This is a genomic window from Cystobacter fuscus, assembly GCF_002305875.1.
Classification (GTDB): domain Bacteria; phylum Myxococcota; class Myxococcia; order Myxococcales; family Myxococcaceae; genus Cystobacter; species Cystobacter fuscus_A.
The window spans coordinates 3,528,062-3,546,445 of record NZ_CP022098.1 but is presented as its reverse complement, the minus strand read 5'-3'; the positions used below and the strand labels follow the sequence as shown (position 1 = coordinate 3,546,445).

Here is an 18,384-nt window from a genome sequence, read left to right as displayed (position 1 = left end):
GAAGTCCTCTGTTCTCGAGTTTCTCAAGTATGGGTTTGGATCCCGGTGCCTGGCGCCGGTCGATTGATCCGCGAGGAGAAGACAAATCATGGAGTCCCTCAATCAATTGCTGGCGGCGGGCCGTTTCAAGGAGGCCTCGGAGCAGGCCACGAAGCGTCTGGCCCAGAAGCCAGGAGATACCGAAGCCCTCATCGCGCTCGCCCGGGTGGCCGTGTCTTCTGGAGAGAACGAGAAGGCCGAGCAATGGCTGACGCGCGCGGACCCCTCCGGCAAGAGCAACGATCCGGAAGTGCTCCTGGCGCGAGCGACCCTGGCCATGCGGCGCCAGCAATGGAACAAGGCGTGGGAGTTCTACCGCCCGCTCGTCGAGACGCCCACGCCCCGGGTCGAGGCGTTGTATGGCCTGGGCATCGCGCTGTGCGCCCTGGGCGAGCCGCTCAAGGCGTGCGCCGCGCTCGATGACGCCATGCAGCTCGCCCCCACGCACCCCGACATCCGCTACGAGCTGGGACGGGCCTACATGTTGTACGGCAACCAGGTGGAGGCGGGGTACCACTTCATCCGGGGCCTGCGGCTCAACCCCAAGGACGAGCGGGGCTACCATGCCGTGGCCTACCTGGCATCGGGACGGGGCAAGCGGCGCTCGGCCCGGCGCGTGCTGGAGCTGGGTCTGAAGCAGGTGCCCGGCTCCAAGCTGCTGCGTGACGCGCTCCAGTCCCTCACCTCGGCGCCGTCCGCGAAGGACACGCCGGAGGCGCGAGAGCAGCGGGCCGTCTTCGAGCAGGCCTCCGAGATGGTGAAGGGTCTGCGTACGCGCGAGGCGCTCGAGTTGATGAACGCGGCGTACAAGCGGGGCATGCGCGCCACCGTGTGGCTCAAGCTGCTGGAGGCCGAGGCGTGCGAGCGACAGAAGTCGCCGGACTTCGCCGGGGCCCTGCGCGCCTATGAGGAGGCCCTGGCGCTGGACCCCAAGGACTGGGTGGCCCACAACAATATGGCCCTGTTCCTCTTGCGCCAGAAAGGCCCGGACGCGTTGTCTCGTGCCATCAAGGCGCTGGAGCAGGCGCACGACTGCGCGCCCCAGGAGCCCGAGCCCGTGTTGAACCTGGCCATCTCCTACGCCAAGGACAAGCAGAAGGAGAAGGCACAGGAGCTGGCACGGCGGCTCGTCGACAACCTTCCCGCGCAGCACCCCTTCCTGCCCGCGGCGCAGGCGCTGCTGGGGAACGGCGCGCCGCGCCCCTCCCTCTGGAAGGTGAAGAGCTCCAAGAGCAAGTAGCCAGCGCGGCTCCAGGAGCGCACGCCCCCGCGGCCCTCATCCTGGAGGGGCCGCCCGGGCTGGGCATGTACCCCCTGGGGCGGCACGGCCTCTCCACCGGCCTGGCGCACAGCGGTAGATGTGTATGGATTTGGAGTGTTGCGCTGCCCATTCGTCACCGCGAGGCCCCCTTCGACGGCGCGACGCGGCACGAGGTGGATGAACAACCTCTGTATGCTATGCGCCGTCAAGGCCAGCCGCGAGGGCAGTTCTGCCTCGAGTGGGTTGCTGCTAGCGTCCTTTCACGATGCGATTCGGAGCGGGTCGCATCGGGGGCGGTGCGCTACGGCATCAGCATCTGCAACATTCACCATCAATCTCTTTCCTGGAGAGACTCCAATGCTGAACCTTTCGACCATCATCAATGAGCTGACCGAAGAGCAGATGGACCGCGTCCTCGAGTTCAAGGCGGGAGGAAAGTCGCACGACTCCTGCGGGACCAGCAAGAGTAAGAGCAAAAGCAAGAGCTGCTCCTGGACGTCTGGCCATAAGTAGAGCGGGCTGAAGAACAGGCCTCAGCCCCGGCGCACCCCGCTCCTGTCCCGGTCATGGAACAGCAACCTCTCTATGTGTTTCCGGAGTATCTGGAACTCTACCCCTCGAGCGAAGACGAAGGCTTGAGTCTCCCCGGTGGCTCGGACGCGAGCACCAGCGCAAACGTCGACGAGCGCTTCCTGGTGGTGGACACGCGCGCTCACCAGTCCTGCTACCTGGTCAACCGGGTCATCAAGAGCTACCTGGAGCTGTTCAGAACTCCGCGGGCGGAGGCGGAGGCGCTGGAGGAACTGGCGCGCCGGGCGGGGTGTCCCCCGGAGGCCATCGCCGCCACGGTACGAACCTTCTTCCAGCGCATGCGGCGCGCCGGCCTGCTGCGCTCCGCGGGGGCGGACTTCCAGGAGGAGTCCACCTGGGTGTTCATCCCCGGGCAGGTGCTCGGTGAGTACCGCGTCGGAGAGCTGATCGTAGAGAAACCAGACGTGGCGCTCCATCACGCGCGGCAGGTGGGCACCGGGATGCCCGTGGTGCTCAAGGTCTTCATCCCGCAGGGGCCCCGGGCAAGTCGCGCGCGCAAGCTCTTCGAGCGGGAGTTCTCCTTCATGGCCGGGCTGGCCCCCCATGAGAACGTCTGCCGCCTGCTGGCCTTCCACCCCGGGGAGCCCTGCTACGCCGCGCTGGAGCACGCCGGCAGCACTCCCATTCATCAGGCCATGGCGGAGACCGTCCTGTCCCTGCCGGAGCGAGTGCGCATCGGCGCCGAGGCGCTCGCCGCGATCACCCACCTGCACCGCCACGGCTTCCTGCACGGCGATGTCCATTCGCGCAACTTCATGCTGACGGACGAGCACCGGGTGAAGCTCATCGACTTCGGCCTCTCGCGGCGCAGCGGCGACGCGGCGGAGGAGGCCTCCGTCCCCCACGGTGGCCTTCCCACCTTCATGCCTCCCGAGCGCATCGAGCCTGGCTCGCTCAGCATCAGCAGCCGCCCGGGCGACATGCGCTCGGAGGTGTTCCAGCTGGGGGTGTTGCTCCACGAAATCCTCACGGGCCACGAGCCCTTCTCGAAGGGAGTGCTCTGGAGGCGTCTGGCGCAAGCCATTCGCAGCCAGCCCGCCTCCCGCGCGGTGCGGACTCCCGAGGGCGAGCGCATTCCAGCGGCCCTCGCAGACGTCATCGAGCGCGCCCTCGCCAAAGCCCCGGAGGAGCGCTTCCCTCACGCCGTGGAGATGCTGGAGGGCTGGCGTGCGGCCCAGCAATGCGGCGCTCAGCCCGTCCGGGCCAGGGAGCGCGTCCGCCCATGAGCCTCGGGAGATGGATGCGCCAGGCCCGTCTGAAGGTGGATCCGCAACTGAGGAGCAACGACTGCGGAATCAGCGCGGTGAAGACGCTCTGCGAGCGGCTCGGGGTCCCCATGAGTCGCGAGGCCATCGCCGCCGCCCTGCCCCTGGAGGCCGAGGGGCTGCGCCTCGACAACCTCAAGGCGTTTCTCCAGGAGCACGGCTTCGGGGTGCGCACGCAACCCCTGGACGTCAACGATGCCGCGGGGCTGGAGAGGAAGCTGAGCGAGTTCGCCCCGTGTCTGGCCACGGTGCGCGTGCAGGCCACCGGACTGCTGCACTACGTGGTGGTCGACGGGGTGGAGCGGGGGCGGCTGCGCATCCTCAACCCCACCCACGGGCAGGTGGAGCGCTGGAGGGTGGCCGACTTCGTCCAGCGCGCGCACACCGTCCAGGTGCCCCTGACGGAAGAACTGTGGCGCAGCCGCATCCGGGGCCAGGTGATGGAGGAGTTGGGGAGGTACGGACTCCAACTGGAAGCCCCTCCCAGCGAGGCCGAGGTGGCGACGCTGTACAACAAGCTGCTCTACTTCGGCCACGTGAAGCAGAACTTCGGGTTGAAGGACGAGGCCGCCGAGCGGGCCTTCCTCGCCGATCTGATCCACCAGCCGCAGCACTCGTCCGTTCCCCAGCGCTTCCGCACGGTGGAAGGCAGTGAAGCGAGGCGGGTGCTCACGGTGCCCGTGGTGCTCGCGGTGCGGCCGCCGGCCTCGAGGGCGGAGCGGCAGGTGCCTGACGAAACGCCGGCCCATCCGCTCTGGCGGCTGTTGAAGGAACTCGGCGAGCTGCGCGGTATCTTGAACCTCTTCCTCCTGGCCGCCGTGCTCTCGTCCGCGACGACGCACACCGCCGTCTTCGTCAACCAGTTGCTCGTCGACGAGGTCATCCCCCAGTTCGACTTCGAAGTGCTGGCCACCTTCACCCTGGGCCTGGGACTCTTCAAGCTGTTTGACATTCTCATGGGGGTGTACACCCGGTACGTGGCGGTGCACCTGGGACTGGAGCTGGACCGCTACTTCCTGCTGCGCTTCGGGGAGCGGACGCTCACGGGGAGCATCCAGTACCTGCGCTCCTTCACGCGGGGAGACCTGATCGAGCGCATCAGCGACAGCCTCAAGCTCAAGGGATTCTTCACCCGCTACTTCTCACGCATCGTCGTCAACGCCTGGGTCTCGCTCAACGCGCTCGTCGTGCTGTTCGTGCTCAACTGGCAGGCCGCCGCGCTCGTGCTGGTGACCCTGCTGCTGCTGGGCGCCCTCCTCGTGGCGGTGACGCCGGCGCTGCGGCGGCTGGAGAACCAGCGCTTCCGGAACAAGGCCGACCTGCTCTCCTGCATGGTGGAAGGCATGGAGGGAGTGCAGCCCATCCGGGCCTTCAACCTGGAGGCGCACTTCAACGCGCAGTTGGGGACCCAGACGGGGCGCTACCTGGAGACGCAACGCAAGGGGAAGCTGCTCGACCTCGCCAGCACCGCGGCCGTCTCCCTCGTCACCACGGCCGCCTCGCTGCTGCTCATCCTGCTGTGCGCCCGGGGGCTGATCGCGAACCAGGCCGTCACGCTCGGACAGCTCCTCACCTTCATCGCCCTGTCGGCGAGGATCTTCTCCTCCTTCACCACGCTGCTCGAGGAGAACCTCTCGTTGCAGGAGAACCTCGTGATCCTGAGGCGCTACTTCGACTTCGGCGAGGGCGCAGCCAGCCGTGCCTCGCGCGCGCCGGAGGAGGACGTGCGGGTGGAGGTGCTGGAGGCGCGGGGGCTCACCTACCGCTACCCCTCGGGCCTGAGCGTCCTGGAAGGGGTGGACCTGACGCTGCGCAGGGGGGACAAGGTGCTCCTGATGGGGGTCAACGGGAGCGGGAAGTCCACCCTGGTGCGCATGCTGGCCGGGCTCCAGCAACCCTCCGGAGGGACGGTGCTGGTCAACGACGTCCCCCGTGAACTCCTCGGCGAGCGGGCGCTGCGGCGACGGGTGGTGCTGGTCTCGGCGGAGGACTCGCTCTTCAACGAGACGCTGCGCTTCAACATCACCTTCGGCCGGCGCCACAGCACGCGGCGCATCGTGGAGCTGGCCAAACGAATCGGCTTCTACGACTGCATCGTCCAGCACCCGGACTACCTGGAGCGGCTCATCGAGGAAGGGGGGCGAAACCTCTCCACCGGCCAGCGGCGCAAGGTGCTGGTGCTGCGCGCCCTGCTCTCGGAGGCGGACGTGCTGATCTTCGACGAGATCTTCCGGGGGATTGACCAGGAGTCGAAGGCCGCCATCGCCAGACTGCTGGGGGAGATTGACGAGCAGGCGATGCTCTTCATCTCGCACGAGACCGTGGAGGGGCTGCACCTGAGCCGCAAGGTCCTGCTGCGCGGCGGGCGCATCCAGGAGGCGGGCGGAGAGGAGGCAGCGGACGGCACGCCGGTCCGGGAGGTGTCATGGGCGGCCTCGGCTACATAAGGGAAATGTTCGCCCTGCTCGTGGGGAGCTTCGGCCTCGGGGCGGTGCTCTTCGCGACGGTGGAGGTGAATGCCGTCGTGCGCGTGCGCGAGGGGGAGGTGCTCTCCTCCCGGCCCCGCTCCGTCCACAAGGCGCCGTACGAGGTGCGGGTGGTGGCCCAGTACGTCAGCGAGGGGGACGAGGTGCGGGAGGGCCAGCTCCTGATGCTCCTGGACAACGAGGAGGTCGACGCCGCCGCGCGAAAGGCGGAGGCGGACTCCCTGTCCCTGGAGGAAGAGCTGCGGACGGTGGTGGAGCAGATCGACAATGCGGGCGAGCGGGCCGTGCGCCACCGCCGCCAGCTCGCCATCCTGCGACAGAGACACGGGGTGGAGGAGGCCCAATCCCACGAGAGCCTGGGCGCGTTCTCCCGCCAACTGGAGCTCGCCCGGGAGAAGCAGGCGTTGGCGGAGGTGAAGGCGGAGCGCAGCCGCGGGCTGCACGAGCGAGGGATGCTCTCGAAGGAGGAGCACGAGGCGGACTACCGCGGCGTCCTGGAGGCGAGGAGCGCCGCCGCCGAGCTGCTGAGGCTTCGTCGGGAGCAGGAGGCGGCGGGGCTCAAGCTGGGGAGCACCTACCGCGATGAGCTCACACGCGTCGAGCTGGAACTCCTCGACGCGGAGGCGGCGCGGCTCTCGCTCCTCGAGCGGGCCAACAAGCTGCGCAGGGAGTTGGAGAAGCAGCGCGAGGAGAAGGAGCTGCGCGGCCGACTCGCGGCCAGGCAGGAGGTGCGGGCGGACATCCGCGGCACCATCCGCTATGTCCACAATACGAAGGCGAGCAGCGACCGGCTCCTCGCGGGAGAAATCCTGGTCGAGGTGGCGCCCGTACTGGAGGACGGGAGCGCGCTGTATGCGAAGTTCAAACTGACGCAAGACGAGGTGAAGCAAGTGCTGACGGGCCAGCGGGCCCACCTCAAGGTGGACGCGTATCATTTCCATCGGTACGGGGTGCTCAAGGGACGCGTCCGCTACGTGTCCCCACCGAACGATGCCAATGAATTCTTCGCCATCGTGGACCTGCCCGCGCCCCACCCGTTCGAGCTCCGCCCGGGCTACAAGGTGCGAGGCGAGATCGTCACCGGGCAACTGCGGCTCTACGAGTCCGTCCTGGCGAAGCTCTTCGATCGCGTCGAGGGGTAGCTCGCGGCTGGTTTGCGCCAGCGGGTGACGAGGGAAGATAGCGCAGGAACAGCAAAAGCCCTGGAGCCTCGCAGCAAGTCCGCGAATCGCGATCCGCCGGGGCAAGCCCACAGGCGTGCTTGCACCGCCTTGGGGAGCAGGTCCGCGTCATCGTCGAAGTTCTCGGGGTCGGAGCTGCGTCGACCCGGGAACCGTTATCCACTCACTTCAATAATTCAACGGCCACGGAATCAAGGAGTGAGGAGAGGGAGTGGTATGCTCGCCATGATACCAGTTGAATACCACGGGCGGGCTCGAATTCGGGCAGGGCGGGAAGCGAGGGAAAGAGCTGTTAAACCCATGTTTTAACTGGGTTTTTTGGTTGCGATGAAAACCCTGCTGGCGGTTATTTCCCAGAATCAGCAACTTTTCCGTCGAAATTCCGATGCTAGAGAGTACAAGGAGAGCAGTCCAATCTAATACCACCTGAGCATCGTCCTTCAGGTGGCTTCAGAAAGGGAGCGTCACTCACATGTTGAACACCGCTTCAAAACTCAGAAGGTTCACGTCAGGAATCGCGTTGCTCGCCACCCTGGCGGCCTGCACCGGGGCGCCGGACCTTTCCCAGCCCACCGAGACTTCGCTCAACCGCGCCGGCATCTCCGCGCTGGCCGCCGCGTGGGCGCCCAACACCAGCTATGCGGTGGGGGCACTGGTGACCTACGGCGGTGCGACCTACAAGTGCATCCAGGCCCACACGTCGCTGACGGGCTGGGAGCCGCCGAACGTCCCGGCCCTCTGGGAGCTGCAGAGCGGCGGTGGCGGGGGCGACACGCAGGCGCCCACCGCACCGGCCAACCTGACGTCGCCGTCGAAGACCTCCACCTCCGTCGCGCTGAGCTGGAGCGCCTCGAGCGATAACGTCGGTGTGACGGGCTATGACGTCTACCGCAACGGCTCGCTCGCCGGCAGCTCCACCGGCACGTCCTACACCGTCGGGGGCCTGAGCGCCTCCACCGCCTACTCGTTCTCCGTCAAGGCCAAGGACGCCGCGGGCAACGTCTCGGCGGCCTCCAGCACCCTCTCGGTCACCACGAGCGCGTCGGGCGGTAACTGCACGGTGTCGCCGGGTGTTCCGTCGGGTCTGACCTCGCCCTCGAAGGACGCGTCGTCGGTCAGCCTGTCGTGGACCGCGCCCAGCGCCGGCACCAACTGCTCGATCGTGGGCTATGACGTCTACAACGGCAGCACCCGCGTGGCCCAGACGAATGGCACCGCCACGAGCTACACCGTCGGGGGCCTGAGCGCCTCCACCGCCTACACGTTCTCCGTGGCCGCTCGGAACGAGTCCGGGACGTCCGCCAAGAGCGCTGGCCTGAATGTCACCACCAGCGCGAACACCGGCGGTGGCGGCTCCATCATCCTCGGCTACTTCGCCCAGTGGGGCGTCTACGGCCGCAACTACCACGTCAAGAACATCGTCACGAGCGGCTCGGCGAGCAAGCTGACCCACATCAACTACGCCTTCGGCAACGTCACCAACGGCCAGTGCGTGCTGGGTGACACCTACGCCGACTATGACCGCGCCTACTCCGCCGCGGAGAGCGTCGACGGCGTTGCCGACACCTGGGACACGGGCGCGCTGCGCGGCAGCTTCAACCAGCTGCGCAAGCTCAAGAAGCTCTACCCGAACATCAAGGTGCTCTTCTCGTTCGGTGGCTGGACCTGGTCGGGCGGCTTCGGGCAGGCGGCGGCCAACCCGGCGGCCTTCGCCGAGTCCTGCTACAACCTCGTCAAGGATCCGCGGTGGGCGGACGTGTTCGATGGTATCGACATCGACTGGGAGTACCCGAACGCCTGCGGCCTCAGCTGCGACACGAGCGGGCCGGATGCGTACGTGCGGCTGATGTCGGCCCTCCGCGCGCGGTTCGGTTCCTCCGCCCTGGTCACCGCGGCGGTGCCCGCGGGCGCCGGGCCCATCAACGCGGCCAACTACGCCGCCGCGGCGCAGTACGTCAACTGGTACAACGTGATGACCTACGACTTCTTCGGCGCCTTCAACGCGCAGGGTCCGACGGCTCCCCACTCGGCGCTGACGGCCTGGTCGGGCATGCCGACGAGCAACGGCCAGGACAAGTTCTACACCGACGCCGCCATCCAGCTGTTCAAGAGCAAGGGCGTGCCGGCGAACAAGCTGCTGATTGGCATTGGGTTCTACGGTCGCGGGTGGACCGGCGTGCCGAACACCAACGGAGGTCTGAACCAGACGGCCACGGGGGCCGCGCCGGGGACGTATGAGCCGGGCATCGAGGACTACAAGGTGCTCATCACCAGGTGCCCCCCGACTGGCACCGTGGCTGGCACGGCGTACGCCTACTGCGGCGGTCAGTGGTGGAGCTACGACACGACGAGCACGATCGCCAGCAAGATGACCTACAAGAAGAACCAGGGCCTCGGCGGCGCGTTCTTCTGGGAGCTGTCCGGCGACACCAGCAATGGTGAGCTGATCAACGCCCTCCACACCAACCGCTAGAGCAGCCTGCAGGAAGAGGGGAGCGACCTCGCGCCCCTCTTCCCGTTCTCACCGGGAGGGACGCACCGGCCAGCCTCTGGCACCGGCGCGTCCCTTTCGCGTTTCTGGCCCATCCGTCGAAAGACCTTCCGGGGGAGTGCCCGGTGACGACGAGCGGCGCAGGGCCCCTCGTGGGACGGCGTCTCAGGTGGAGAACGAGGTGCCGCAGCCGCAGGAGGACTTCGCGTTCGGGTTGTTGAACTTGAAGCCCGCGCCGGTGATGGAGGAGACGAAGTCGATCTCCGTGCCCGCCAGGTACTGGCTGCTCAGCGCGTCGGTGGTGAGCTTCACGCCATCCTGCTCCCAGAGGATGTCGTGGGGCTTGGCCTCGCGCACCATGTTCAGGTCGTAGCCCAGGCCGCTGCAGCCCGCCGGCACCACCCGGATGGAGAAGAGGTAGCCCTGGAAGCCCTGGTCCTGGATGACCTTCTTCACCTGGGCCACGGCGGCCTCGGTGAGCCGCACCGCGGGAGCGGGCGCGCCCTGGGCGGAGGGGGTCGTTTGAGTGGGGGTCGTCGTGGTGTCCATGTCGGTCGGTCTCCTTACAGGCGCCTTATAACGCCAGTCCTCCGGATTGCCATCCAACCCCCGGCTTTCAGGCGGCCGAGCCCCCGCCCCGACACTCGCCGCGTGTCCGCTGGCGGGCGATTCCCACTCCCCACGTGAGGTGGGATACCCGCGATCCCCTCGGCTTCTGGAAGGAAAATCCCGGTGGGCGCGGGTTATATGGGGGTCCGATGGCCCCCACCTTCCGTGAACTGCTGTCCGCCACCAAGAAGGAGATCCGCGAGGTCTCCATCGAGGACGTCAAGCGCCTGTTGGACTCGCGCGCGCCCGTGAAGCTCATCGACGTGCGCGAGAGCGACGAATACGCGGGAGGACGGCTTCCCGGCGCCCTCCACATCCCCCGGGGCTTCCTGGAGCTGCGCATCGAGGAGAAGGCCGCGCGCGACGAGGAGCTCATCCTCTACTGCGCCGGAGGCACCCGCTCGGCGCTGGCGGCCGCCACGCTGCAACACCTGGGCTACACCCGCGTGGCCTCGCTCGCCGGGGGCTTCAGCCGCTGGAGCGACGCGCACCTGCCGGTGGAAAAGCCCCTCGTGCTCACCCCGGCCCAGAAGGAGCGCTACCGCCGCCACCTCATCCTCCCGGAGGTGGGTGAGGAGGGTCAGGCGAAGCTGCTCGGCTCCAAGGTGCTGCTGCTCGGCGCGGGCGGCCTGGGCTCGCCCGCCGCGCTCTACCTGGCCGCCGCCGGCGTGGGCACGCTGGGGCTCGTGGACGCGGACGTGGTGGACCTGAGCAACCTGCAGCGCCAGGTGCTCCACACCCACGAGCGCGCCGGCCAGCCCAAGGTGGAGAGCGCCCGCGTGGCCCTCGAGGCGCTCAACCCCGACGTGAAGGTGGTGCCCTTCCGCGAGCGCCTCACCTCCGACAACGCCCTGCGCATCCTCGAGGGCTTCGATCTGGTGCTCGACGGCGGGGACAACTTCCCCACGCGCTACCTGCTCAACGACGCCTGCGTCCTGCTCGGCCTGCCCAACCTCCACGGCTCCATCTTCCGCTTCGAGGGCCAGGTCACCACCTTCGTCCCCGGCCAGGGCCCCTGCTACCGCTGCCTCTACCCCACCCCGCCGCCTCCGGAGCTCGCCCCCTCCTGCGCCGAGGCCGGCGTGCTCGGCGTGCTGCCCGGCATCATCGGCCTCTTCCAGGCCAACGAGGCCCTCAAGCTGTTGCTCGGCGTGGGAGAGCCACTCGTGGGGCGCCTGCTCACCTTCGACGCGCTCGGCACCCGGTTCCAGGAGCTCAAGCTGCGCAGGGATCCGCGCTGCCCCGTGTGCGCGCCCGGCGCCAAGGTGGAGCTCATCGACTACGAACGCTTCTGCGCCTCGTCCGCCTGACAGGAAGAGTCCCCATGCCCATCCCGGAAATCGATCCCACCACCCTCGCCGCCCGGCTCGCGGGGCCCCCCGAGTCCCACCCCGTGCTGCTCGACGTGCGCTTTCCCGAGGAGCACGCCCACGTGGCGCTGCCCCGCTCGGTGCTCATTCCGCTGCCGGAACTGGACGAGCGCGCCCAGGAGTTGGAGGCCTTCCGCGGCCGGCCCATCGTCGTCTACTGCCACCACGGCGTGCGCAGCCTGGATGGCACCGCCTACCTGAGGGCGCACGGCCTGGACGCCGTGTCCCTGCGCGGAGGAATCGATCTCTACTCGCGCACGGTGGACCCGAGCCTGCCCCGCTACTGACGGGGCCCTACTGCTGCAGGTACTCCCTCACGTCCACCGGCTGATCCACGGTCTCGTGGCCCCTCACCGTCACGTCCACCTGCACCGGCTCCTTGAGCGAGGGCCCCTGTAGGATGAGGTGGTGATCGCCCTCCACCAGATCCAACCCCAGGCCCGGGCTGTAGAGGCCGAGCTTCTGCCCATCCCGGAAGATCTCCACCCCCGAGACCTTCGCGGGCATGAGCTTGAGCCGGACCTTGCCCGTCTTGAACTCCACGGGAGGCAGTTGCTTGTGCTCGTTGGGCTCGCCGAAGGGGACCTCGAGCTGCTTGGAGATGCCAAGCTGCTTGTTCTCCAGGATGAGCGTGTCCTGCAGGTGGGCGCCCGACACATCCCGCAGGGGCGTGCTGCCCAGGGACGTGATGGGCGACGAGCTGCCGCAGCGCGCGTTGTGTCTCACGGAGACCTCGACGGGGATGTTCGTCTCCAGCGAGATGTAGATGCCCTGGCCGTCCATGGCCGTGCTGCCGAGCATCTCCAGCAGCGGTTTGTGGAAGACGAGCCCCGCGCCCACCAGCGCCACCACCACGACGCCACCCAGCAGCTTCGGCAGGGGCAGGCTCCGCGAGCGCACGGGAGCCGGCACCTCGGCCTTGGCCTCCGGAACGCTGTCCTCGTCGTCCACCACCGCGCGCGCCGTGGGCACGGAGGACGTGCGGCGACGCACGGGAGCCGGCTCGGCCACCTCCGGGCGGATGCCCGTGCGCCGGCGGACGGAGGGCTCCGCCGGGGCCACGGCCGCGGGCTGTGAGCCCGTGCGACGCCGCACCGGCTCCGGCTCGGGAGGCGGCAGCATCGTGCGCTCGGGATCCTCCTCCTCGGGAGGCGTGCGCACACGCGGAGGGATGGCCAGGGCCGCGGGCGAGGAGCGCCGGACCTCCGGCTCCACGGCCGGCTCCCCCACGCGACTGCCCGAGCGGCGGGGAATGGCGACGTCGGAGTTGGGACGCCGCGCGCCGGGCATCTCCGTGGGCGTGCCCCGGGCGGCTTCCTGGCGGCCGGACGCGCGCGCCATGGACGCGGAGCTCGGCGCGGGCCGACGGATGGACTCCGAGGGGGCGCGGCGGCGCGACGCCACCTCCGTGGAGGGCGGAGCCTCCCACTCCTCGGCCTCCGGCTCGGCCGTCACCGGGAGCGTGCTCGACTCCGGGCGCTTGCTCGCGGGCGTGCGCATGGAGGTGCGCCGCGCCGGCGGCTGCATCTCGCCCGGAGGGGCTTCCCAGTCCATCTCGGGCGCGGGAGGAGGTGCCGAGGCGGAGGCCCGCTGCATCGTGCGGGACGTGCTGCGCGGGGGCGGAGCGGAAGGCTCCGGGAACTCGGGCGCCGCGGGCGCCGCCGTGGCGGACTCCTCGCCGCGCGGCTCCGGGTTGCCGCTGCGCCGCTCCTCTTCCAGCCGGTCCGCGAACAGGGCCTCCATCAGCTCGGAGATCTGCACCGAGCCGGCCACCCAGCGCTGGCTGACGAGGAACTCCTCCAGGGCGAGCTGGAGCTGGCGCGCGTCGCGGTAGCGATCATCCGCGGCCTTGGCCAGCGCCCGCATCACCACCGTGTCCAGCTCCGCCGGCACGTCCGCCACCTGGGAAGGCGGCATGATGTTGCACTCGAGCGCCGCCTGGAGCGTGGCCAGCTCCATGTCGCGCTTGAGGGGGCGGTTGCTGGTGAGCATCTCGTAGAGCACCAGCCCGATGGCGAAGATGTCCGCGCGGCTGTCCAGCGGCTTGCCCGCGGCCTGCTCGGGCGCCATGTACGCGAACTTGCCCTTGATGGCGCCCGACTTCGTCATGGACGCCTGGTCCGCCGCCTTGGCGATGCCGAAGTCCACCAGCTTCACCGAGCCGTCGAAGCTGATGAGGATGTTCTGCGGCGAGATGTCGCGGTGCACCACCTTCAGCGGCCGGCCCGCGTCGTCCGTGCGCGTGTGCGCGTAGTACAGGCCCTCGCACGCCGCGGCGACGATGCGGATGGCCAGCGGCTGGGCGATCCACCCCCCCGCGTTGTACGCCTTGCGCAGCACCCGCCCCAGGTCCTCGCCGTGGATGTACTCCATGGCGATGAAGTAGGTGCCGTTGGCCTCACCGAACTCGTACACCTGGGCGATGTTGGGGTGGTTGAACTTGGCGGCGATGAGCGCTTCGTTGCGGAACATCTCGACGAATTCCGCGTCCTCCGCCAGGTGCGGCAGGATGCGCTTGACCACCACGTTCTTGGCGAACCCCTCGATGCCCCGCTGGCGCGCGAGCCACACCTCGGCCATGCCGCCAGTGGCGAGCTTCTTGATGAGCTGATATTTCCCAAAGAGTTGAGGGTTCATCCCGGGTAGCTCGCCGGGGGGAGCAAGCGCGAAGTGAGAGAGTTCAGGGTGGTTCATCTTAGGCGACCCCATGGGATGAGGCAAAGACGACCCGTTGGAAACCGCCTGTTCCCCCTCATGACGAGCCTGTGGCTCGCCTCCTCCGCCCTGGCCCACCCCGGAGACGACAGCCGGCAGCGCCGGGACGCCATCGAGGTCTCCCCCCATGAGGAGGCCTGGGAGCTCTCCTGGTCGGACACCGAGGAGCGGCTCCAAGGCAGCCTCCGCCCCGTGCCCCCCCGCGCGGGCCAGCCGCTCCATGTCAGCCTCGACGTGGGCAGCTTCGAGGGCGCCCCCTTCACCGGGCCCCTCGTCCTCACCCTGCGCCCGGCCGGCGCCACCCACGGCCAGAGCGTCACCGTCAAGCGCGGCGAGCGCCACTGGGAATACACCTTCGTCCCCGAGGCCACCGGTCCCCATGTGCTCGATGTGGGCTTCCGGACGACACGCACCAAGGCACTCCACGCGCCCCTCGAGGTGAGCGACTCGCCCGTGTCGCGCCTGGTGGGCTGGGGGCTGTTGGGCGTGGGGCTGCTGGCGCTGCTGGGGTACACGGTGCGGGGCATGCTGCGGACGGAGCGGGCCGAGCCTCCGGCGCCCCCCTCCCCCGGGACCGATGCTGGGGAGGCGCCTCCGCCGCAGATCCATGCGACGCCGGAGTCACCCGCGCCGGGCGAACCGTAATTTTCGACAACCCGGGCCGTAATTTCGACAGACGCCGCCCCCTCGAAGGCGGGCGCCCGCGACGACCTCGAGGCCCCAGGCCCCCCTTGTCCCGACGGCTTTTGGACGGCGGAACGAGGCGAGTGTCGTCCCCCAGACGGCTTCACGGGCAGGCACCCCTGTTGCAACTGCCCGTGCCGGATCGGGTCGGGGAGGCGCGGACATGGGCAGGGGGAACTGGAGCACGGGGGGGCGTCGGGCACTCATCGCCACGCTCCTGCTGATGGGAGCACGGGGTTGGGCGCAGGAGCCCATCGAGAAGCTCGAACCCCCCACCCCCCCCGAGGTGCCCACGCGGCAGCCGGTGTCCGAGGGCGGCGATGGCCTGCGCAAGGAAGACGACCGGGGCTTCCAGGTGCGGCCCTTCGGGCGGGTGTTCGCGCGGATGAGCGCGGACGAGCGTGAGCAGTACACGCGCTCGCTGTCCCTGCAGTCCGCGCGCGTGGGACTGGCGGCCTCGCTGCCGTACGTGGAGGCCGAGGTGACCGCGGACCTCTCCTCCAAGTCGATGCTCAAGGACGCCTTCGTGCGCGTGGCCGACGGCTCCAAGCAACTGCGGCTGTACGGCGGCCAGTTCAAGTCGCCCTTCCTGGAGCGCGAGCTGGAGTCGCGCTGGGACCTGCCGGTGATGAACCGCGGCCTCGTGGCCGACTATCTCGAGGACACCCACAAGCTGGGCGGCCGGCGCCTGGGGCTCATGGGTGAGGTGAACCTCAAGGAGGCGTGGAAGCTGCGGATCTCCGGCGGCGTCTTCGAGGGCGCCAAGGACGCGTCGGGCACGCGCCTGGGCGAGGACGCGGCGCTGCGCGTGAGCATGCGCCCCTTCAAGGCGCTCACGCTCGGCGCGAGCACCTACCTGACCGAGGTCTTCGATGGCACGCGCCACCACGCCCTGGCGGCGGACGCGTCGCTGCGGCTGGGCGGACTGGAGTTGTCGGGCGAGTACGTCACCGGACGACTCGCCGTGGGGCCCTTCATGGGGCAGATGGGACTGGCCAGCTTCATGCTGCCCCTGGGCCTGGACGGCTGGGCGCTGCAGCCGGTGGCGGGCGCGGAGCTGCTGCAGCTCACCGGCCCGTTGAAGGCGCGCGGCTACGCGCTCGTGGGCGGCCTCAACCTCCTCTACTCGCGGCACTTCAAGGCCCAGCTCCAGGCCGAGCACGCGCTGCGTCCCGGGGATGAGCTCGCGGGCCTCGAATACTCACTCCAGCTGGCCACCCGCTTCTGACGGCACGCGAGGGCGCACCATGATCCAGTTCGCTGAAGGAGAAGTCACCAAACTGCGCCGGGAGTTCAAGCTCATCCTGCACCGCGAGGACGCGCTCGCCCTGTGCGCGCGCCTGTCGGGCATGCTGGACGCTCCGCCGCCCGAGCCCACGCGCATCACCTCCGTCTACTTCGACAAGCCGGGCCATCCGCTCACGCTGCGCTCGCTGCACACCCCCATGGATTGTCTCAAGGTGCGTACCAAGGAGTACGCGCCGGACCTGGGGGCCATGCCGGGCGAGGAGCGCGTGGTGCTCGAGGTCAAGCGCGAGCGCAATGGCGTCACCCAGAAGCGCCGGGTGTGGGTGCCACGCACGCGCTTCGGACAGGTGATGCGCGGCGGGGCGGGCCTGCTGCCGCTCATCGCCGGGGGCAGCCTGAGGCCGGTGCTCGCGGTGACCTACCAGCGCCACGTGTACCAGTTCTCCCAGTCCTGGCGCGTGACGGTGGATCGGGAGATTGGCTTTCACCGGGTGACGACACAACTTGCGCTCGGCCAGACGGCCTTGAGCGCGGAGCGGCTGGGAGCGCCGCTCGCACTGGACGGACGCGTGGTGGTGGAGGTGAAGCACCTGGGAGCGGAGCTGCCCGAGTGGCTGGCGGCGCTCAACCCCGGGTGCAAACCGGCGTACAGCAAGTTCGCCGAGGGAATGGCGAGGGTCCACGAATTCGTCGCGGACGGCATCGCGGAGGGCTGAGCAACCGTGTTCATCGACTTCGAAGGCATCGACGGCAGCGGAAAGACGACCCTGTCCAACCTCCTCGCGGCGAGGCTGAGCCGCCTGGGCTACAAGGTGGCGCACGCGCGCGAGGGCGGTGAGCTGCGCTCGCCCGTGGCCCGCCGCATCCGGGAACTCACGCGCGACGCCTCCCTGCTGGAGATGTCACCGCGCACCGAGTTCTTCCTCAACCTCGCCCGCGACGCGCAGCAGCTCGAGGAGGTCATCGCCCCGGCGCTCGCGCGCGGCGAGGTGTGCATCAGCGACCGCTACCTCTACTCGCAGCTCGCCCTCACCGGTGGCGGACGCGGCCTGGCGCTCGAGTCGCTCCAGGCCCCGTGCGAGCTGGCCTCGCGGGGCCTGTGGCCGGACCTCGTCATCCTCGTGGACGTGGAGCCGGAGCTGGCGCGGCTGCGCAAGCGCCTGGGCAAGAGCAAGGGCGAGCGCGCCCTGGACAACGACAGCCGCAAGGGCCTCGCCGGCGCGGGCCTCGCCGTGCGCATGCGCGAGGCCTTCCGGGAGATGGCTCGCCAGGAGCCCTCGCGCTGGCTCGTCATCGAGAACAACGATCTGCCCCTGCACGTGCTGGAGCAGCGCCTGGTGGACGCGGTGGTGGCGCGGCTGGAAGGCCGGGAACATCCCCGCCCGACCCTCGCCCCCGAGCGCCCCGCGCCGGCACCGGTGCCGCGCTCGCTCGACGAGGTGGAGGAGCACTTCTTCCGGGTGATGGACGGACTGGAGGTGCGCGAGCCGCAGCTCGCGGTGTGGCTATTGGGGGGCCTGCCCGGCTTCAGCGCGCACCAGCGGCGCCTGGGCTTCGTGGAGCGCTTCCCGGGCCTCACGGTGCGCAGCCTCAACGGACTGGACGACGAGCCGGCATGGGCGCTGCGCGAGCTGCTGGCGGAGGTGGTGCCGCGCGACGTGGCCGCGAGCATCGACACCACCCCCTCGCCCCAGGCCAGGGCCCTGCGCGAGCGCCTCTATGAGCAGGCGCCCGCGGAAGTGCTCTCCGGCCTCAAGCGCGACGACTCGCCCTCGGCCTGGTCCCTGCGCGAGCGCGCCCTGGGCGAGGGCCACCTGGCGGACGTGCTGTGCGGCCTGGCCGGGCTGGACGACGAGACGGCCTGGGGTGTGCGGGAGCTGGGCATGAAGCGGGGCTTGTACGGCGACGTGGCGCGCAGCCTCTCGGGGCTCGCCTCGGCCCAGGCGGACGCCCTGCGCGAGCGCCTGCTCGGCCACAACCGCCTGGCGGTGCTGCGCAGCACCACGGGCCTGGACACGCCCTTCGCGCGCGAGCTGCGCGAGGCGCTCCAGGACAAGGCCCGCAAGGTCGTGCTGCGCTCGCTCACCGGGCTCGACACGCCCGAGGCGTGGGCCCTGCGCGAAACGGGGGCGCCCCTCACCAAGGAGGCCCTGGACTCGGTGGACGGAATGGACGACGCGCGCGCCTGGCAGTTGCGCGAGGCCCACGTGAAGCGCTGGCCGGCCACGGTGCTCTCCTCGCTGCAGGGCCTGCCCCTGACGGAGCGCGCCGAGGCCCTCATCCTCCAGGCCCTGGAGCAGACCGGGGCCCGGCTGCCGGTGCTGCACAAGGCCTATGCCCTCGTCGCCGCCGCCCACACGGCCACCCTGCCCCAGGAGCGCACCACACCGCGCGCTCACGACGGCGACCACCCCCAGCCCACGCTCTAGAGCGGGAGAGACCAC

Annotated in this window: 13 protein-coding genes; 11 read left to right on the top strand and 2 right to left on the bottom strand. The window is 69.4% G+C overall.

The window, feature by feature from the left end:
• Positions 1 to 88 precede the first annotated feature (88 nt).
• From CYFUS_RS14645 to CYFUS_RS14625, 5 genes are all read left to right on the top strand, one after another.
• Positions 89 to 1,279, top strand: coding sequence for a tetratricopeptide repeat protein (locus CYFUS_RS14645; RefSeq protein WP_095985793.1), 1,191 nt, complete (start codon positions 89 to 91; stop codon positions 1,277 to 1,279).
• A gap of 656 nt (positions 1,280 to 1,935) precedes the next feature.
• Positions 1,936 to 3,117, top strand: a complete 1,182-nt coding sequence (locus CYFUS_RS14640) for a serine/threonine protein kinase (protein ID WP_157758452.1) — start codon at positions 1,936 to 1,938, stop codon at positions 3,115 to 3,117.
• Positions 3,114 to 5,603 (top strand): ATP-binding cassette domain-containing protein, encoded by a 2,490-nt coding sequence (locus CYFUS_RS14635; protein ID WP_198316578.1) that lies wholly within the window; start codon positions 3,114 to 3,116, stop codon positions 5,601 to 5,603. The genes CYFUS_RS14640 and CYFUS_RS14635 overlap by 4 nt, the downstream gene beginning before the upstream one ends.
• The gene (locus CYFUS_RS14630; RefSeq protein WP_157758451.1) at positions 5,582 to 6,784 is read left to right on the top strand and encodes an HlyD family secretion protein; all 1,203 of its coding nucleotides are present in this window, start codon (positions 5,582 to 5,584) and stop codon (positions 6,782 to 6,784) included. Before CYFUS_RS14635 ends, CYFUS_RS14630 begins: the two co-directional genes overlap by 22 nt.
• A gap of 559 nt (positions 6,785 to 7,343) precedes the next feature.
• Positions 7,344 to 9,296, top strand: a complete 1,953-nt coding sequence (locus CYFUS_RS14625) for a glycosyl hydrolase family 18 protein (RefSeq protein WP_269770241.1) — start codon at positions 7,344 to 7,346, stop codon at positions 9,294 to 9,296.
• A 183-nt stretch (positions 9,297 to 9,479) separates the two neighbouring features.
• Here the strand turns inward: CYFUS_RS14625 and CYFUS_RS14620 are convergent, their stop codons facing one another.
• On the bottom strand, positions 9,480 to 9,863 hold the full coding sequence (locus CYFUS_RS14620) for a HesB/IscA family protein (protein ID WP_095985788.1): 384 nt from the start codon (positions 9,861 to 9,863) through the stop codon (positions 9,480 to 9,482).
• Positions 9,864 to 10,072: 209 nt separating this feature from the next.
• Between CYFUS_RS14620 and moeB the strand changes: the two genes are divergently transcribed.
• Together moeB and CYFUS_RS14610 are read left to right on the top strand one after the other, a co-directional pair.
• The gene (gene moeB, locus CYFUS_RS14615) at positions 10,073 to 11,233 is read left to right on the top strand and encodes a molybdopterin-synthase adenylyltransferase MoeB (protein ID WP_095985787.1); all 1,161 of its coding nucleotides are present in this window, start codon (positions 10,073 to 10,075) and stop codon (positions 11,231 to 11,233) included.
• 14 nt (positions 11,234 to 11,247) lie between these two features.
• Positions 11,248 to 11,580, top strand: coding sequence for a rhodanese-like domain-containing protein (locus CYFUS_RS14610; protein ID WP_095985786.1), 333 nt, complete (start codon positions 11,248 to 11,250; stop codon positions 11,578 to 11,580).
• A gap of 7 nt (positions 11,581 to 11,587) precedes the next feature.
• Here the strand turns inward: CYFUS_RS14610 and CYFUS_RS14605 are convergent, their stop codons facing one another.
• The gene (locus CYFUS_RS14605) at positions 11,588 to 13,930 is read right to left on the bottom strand and encodes a serine/threonine protein kinase (RefSeq protein WP_095985785.1); all 2,343 of its coding nucleotides are present in this window, start codon (positions 13,928 to 13,930) and stop codon (positions 11,588 to 11,590) included.
• A 75-nt stretch (positions 13,931 to 14,005) separates the two neighbouring features.
• On the opposite strand from CYFUS_RS14605, the gene CYFUS_RS14600 reads away from it, so the two are divergent.
• From CYFUS_RS14600 to tmk, 4 genes are all read left to right on the top strand, one after another.
• On the top strand, positions 14,006 to 14,653 hold the full coding sequence (locus CYFUS_RS14600; RefSeq protein ID WP_157758450.1) for a hypothetical protein: 648 nt from the start codon (positions 14,006 to 14,008) through the stop codon (positions 14,651 to 14,653).
• 202 nt (positions 14,654 to 14,855) lie between these two features.
• Positions 14,856 to 15,920 carry a hypothetical protein gene (locus tag CYFUS_RS14595; RefSeq protein WP_095985783.1) on the top strand — a complete coding sequence of 355 codons (1,065 nt, stop codon included), beginning with the start codon at positions 14,856 to 14,858 and terminating at the stop codon, positions 15,918 to 15,920.
• Between the two features lie 19 nt (positions 15,921 to 15,939).
• Positions 15,940 to 16,656 carry a VTC domain-containing protein gene (locus CYFUS_RS14590; protein ID WP_095985782.1) on the top strand — a complete coding sequence of 239 codons (717 nt, stop codon included), beginning with the start codon at positions 15,940 to 15,942 and terminating at the stop codon, positions 16,654 to 16,656.
• Between the two features lie 6 nt (positions 16,657 to 16,662).
• Positions 16,663 to 18,369 carry a dTMP kinase gene (gene tmk / locus CYFUS_RS14585; RefSeq protein ID WP_095985781.1) on the top strand — a complete coding sequence of 569 codons (1,707 nt, stop codon included), beginning with the start codon at positions 16,663 to 16,665 and terminating at the stop codon, positions 18,367 to 18,369.
• Positions 18,370 to 18,384 lie beyond the last annotated feature (15 nt).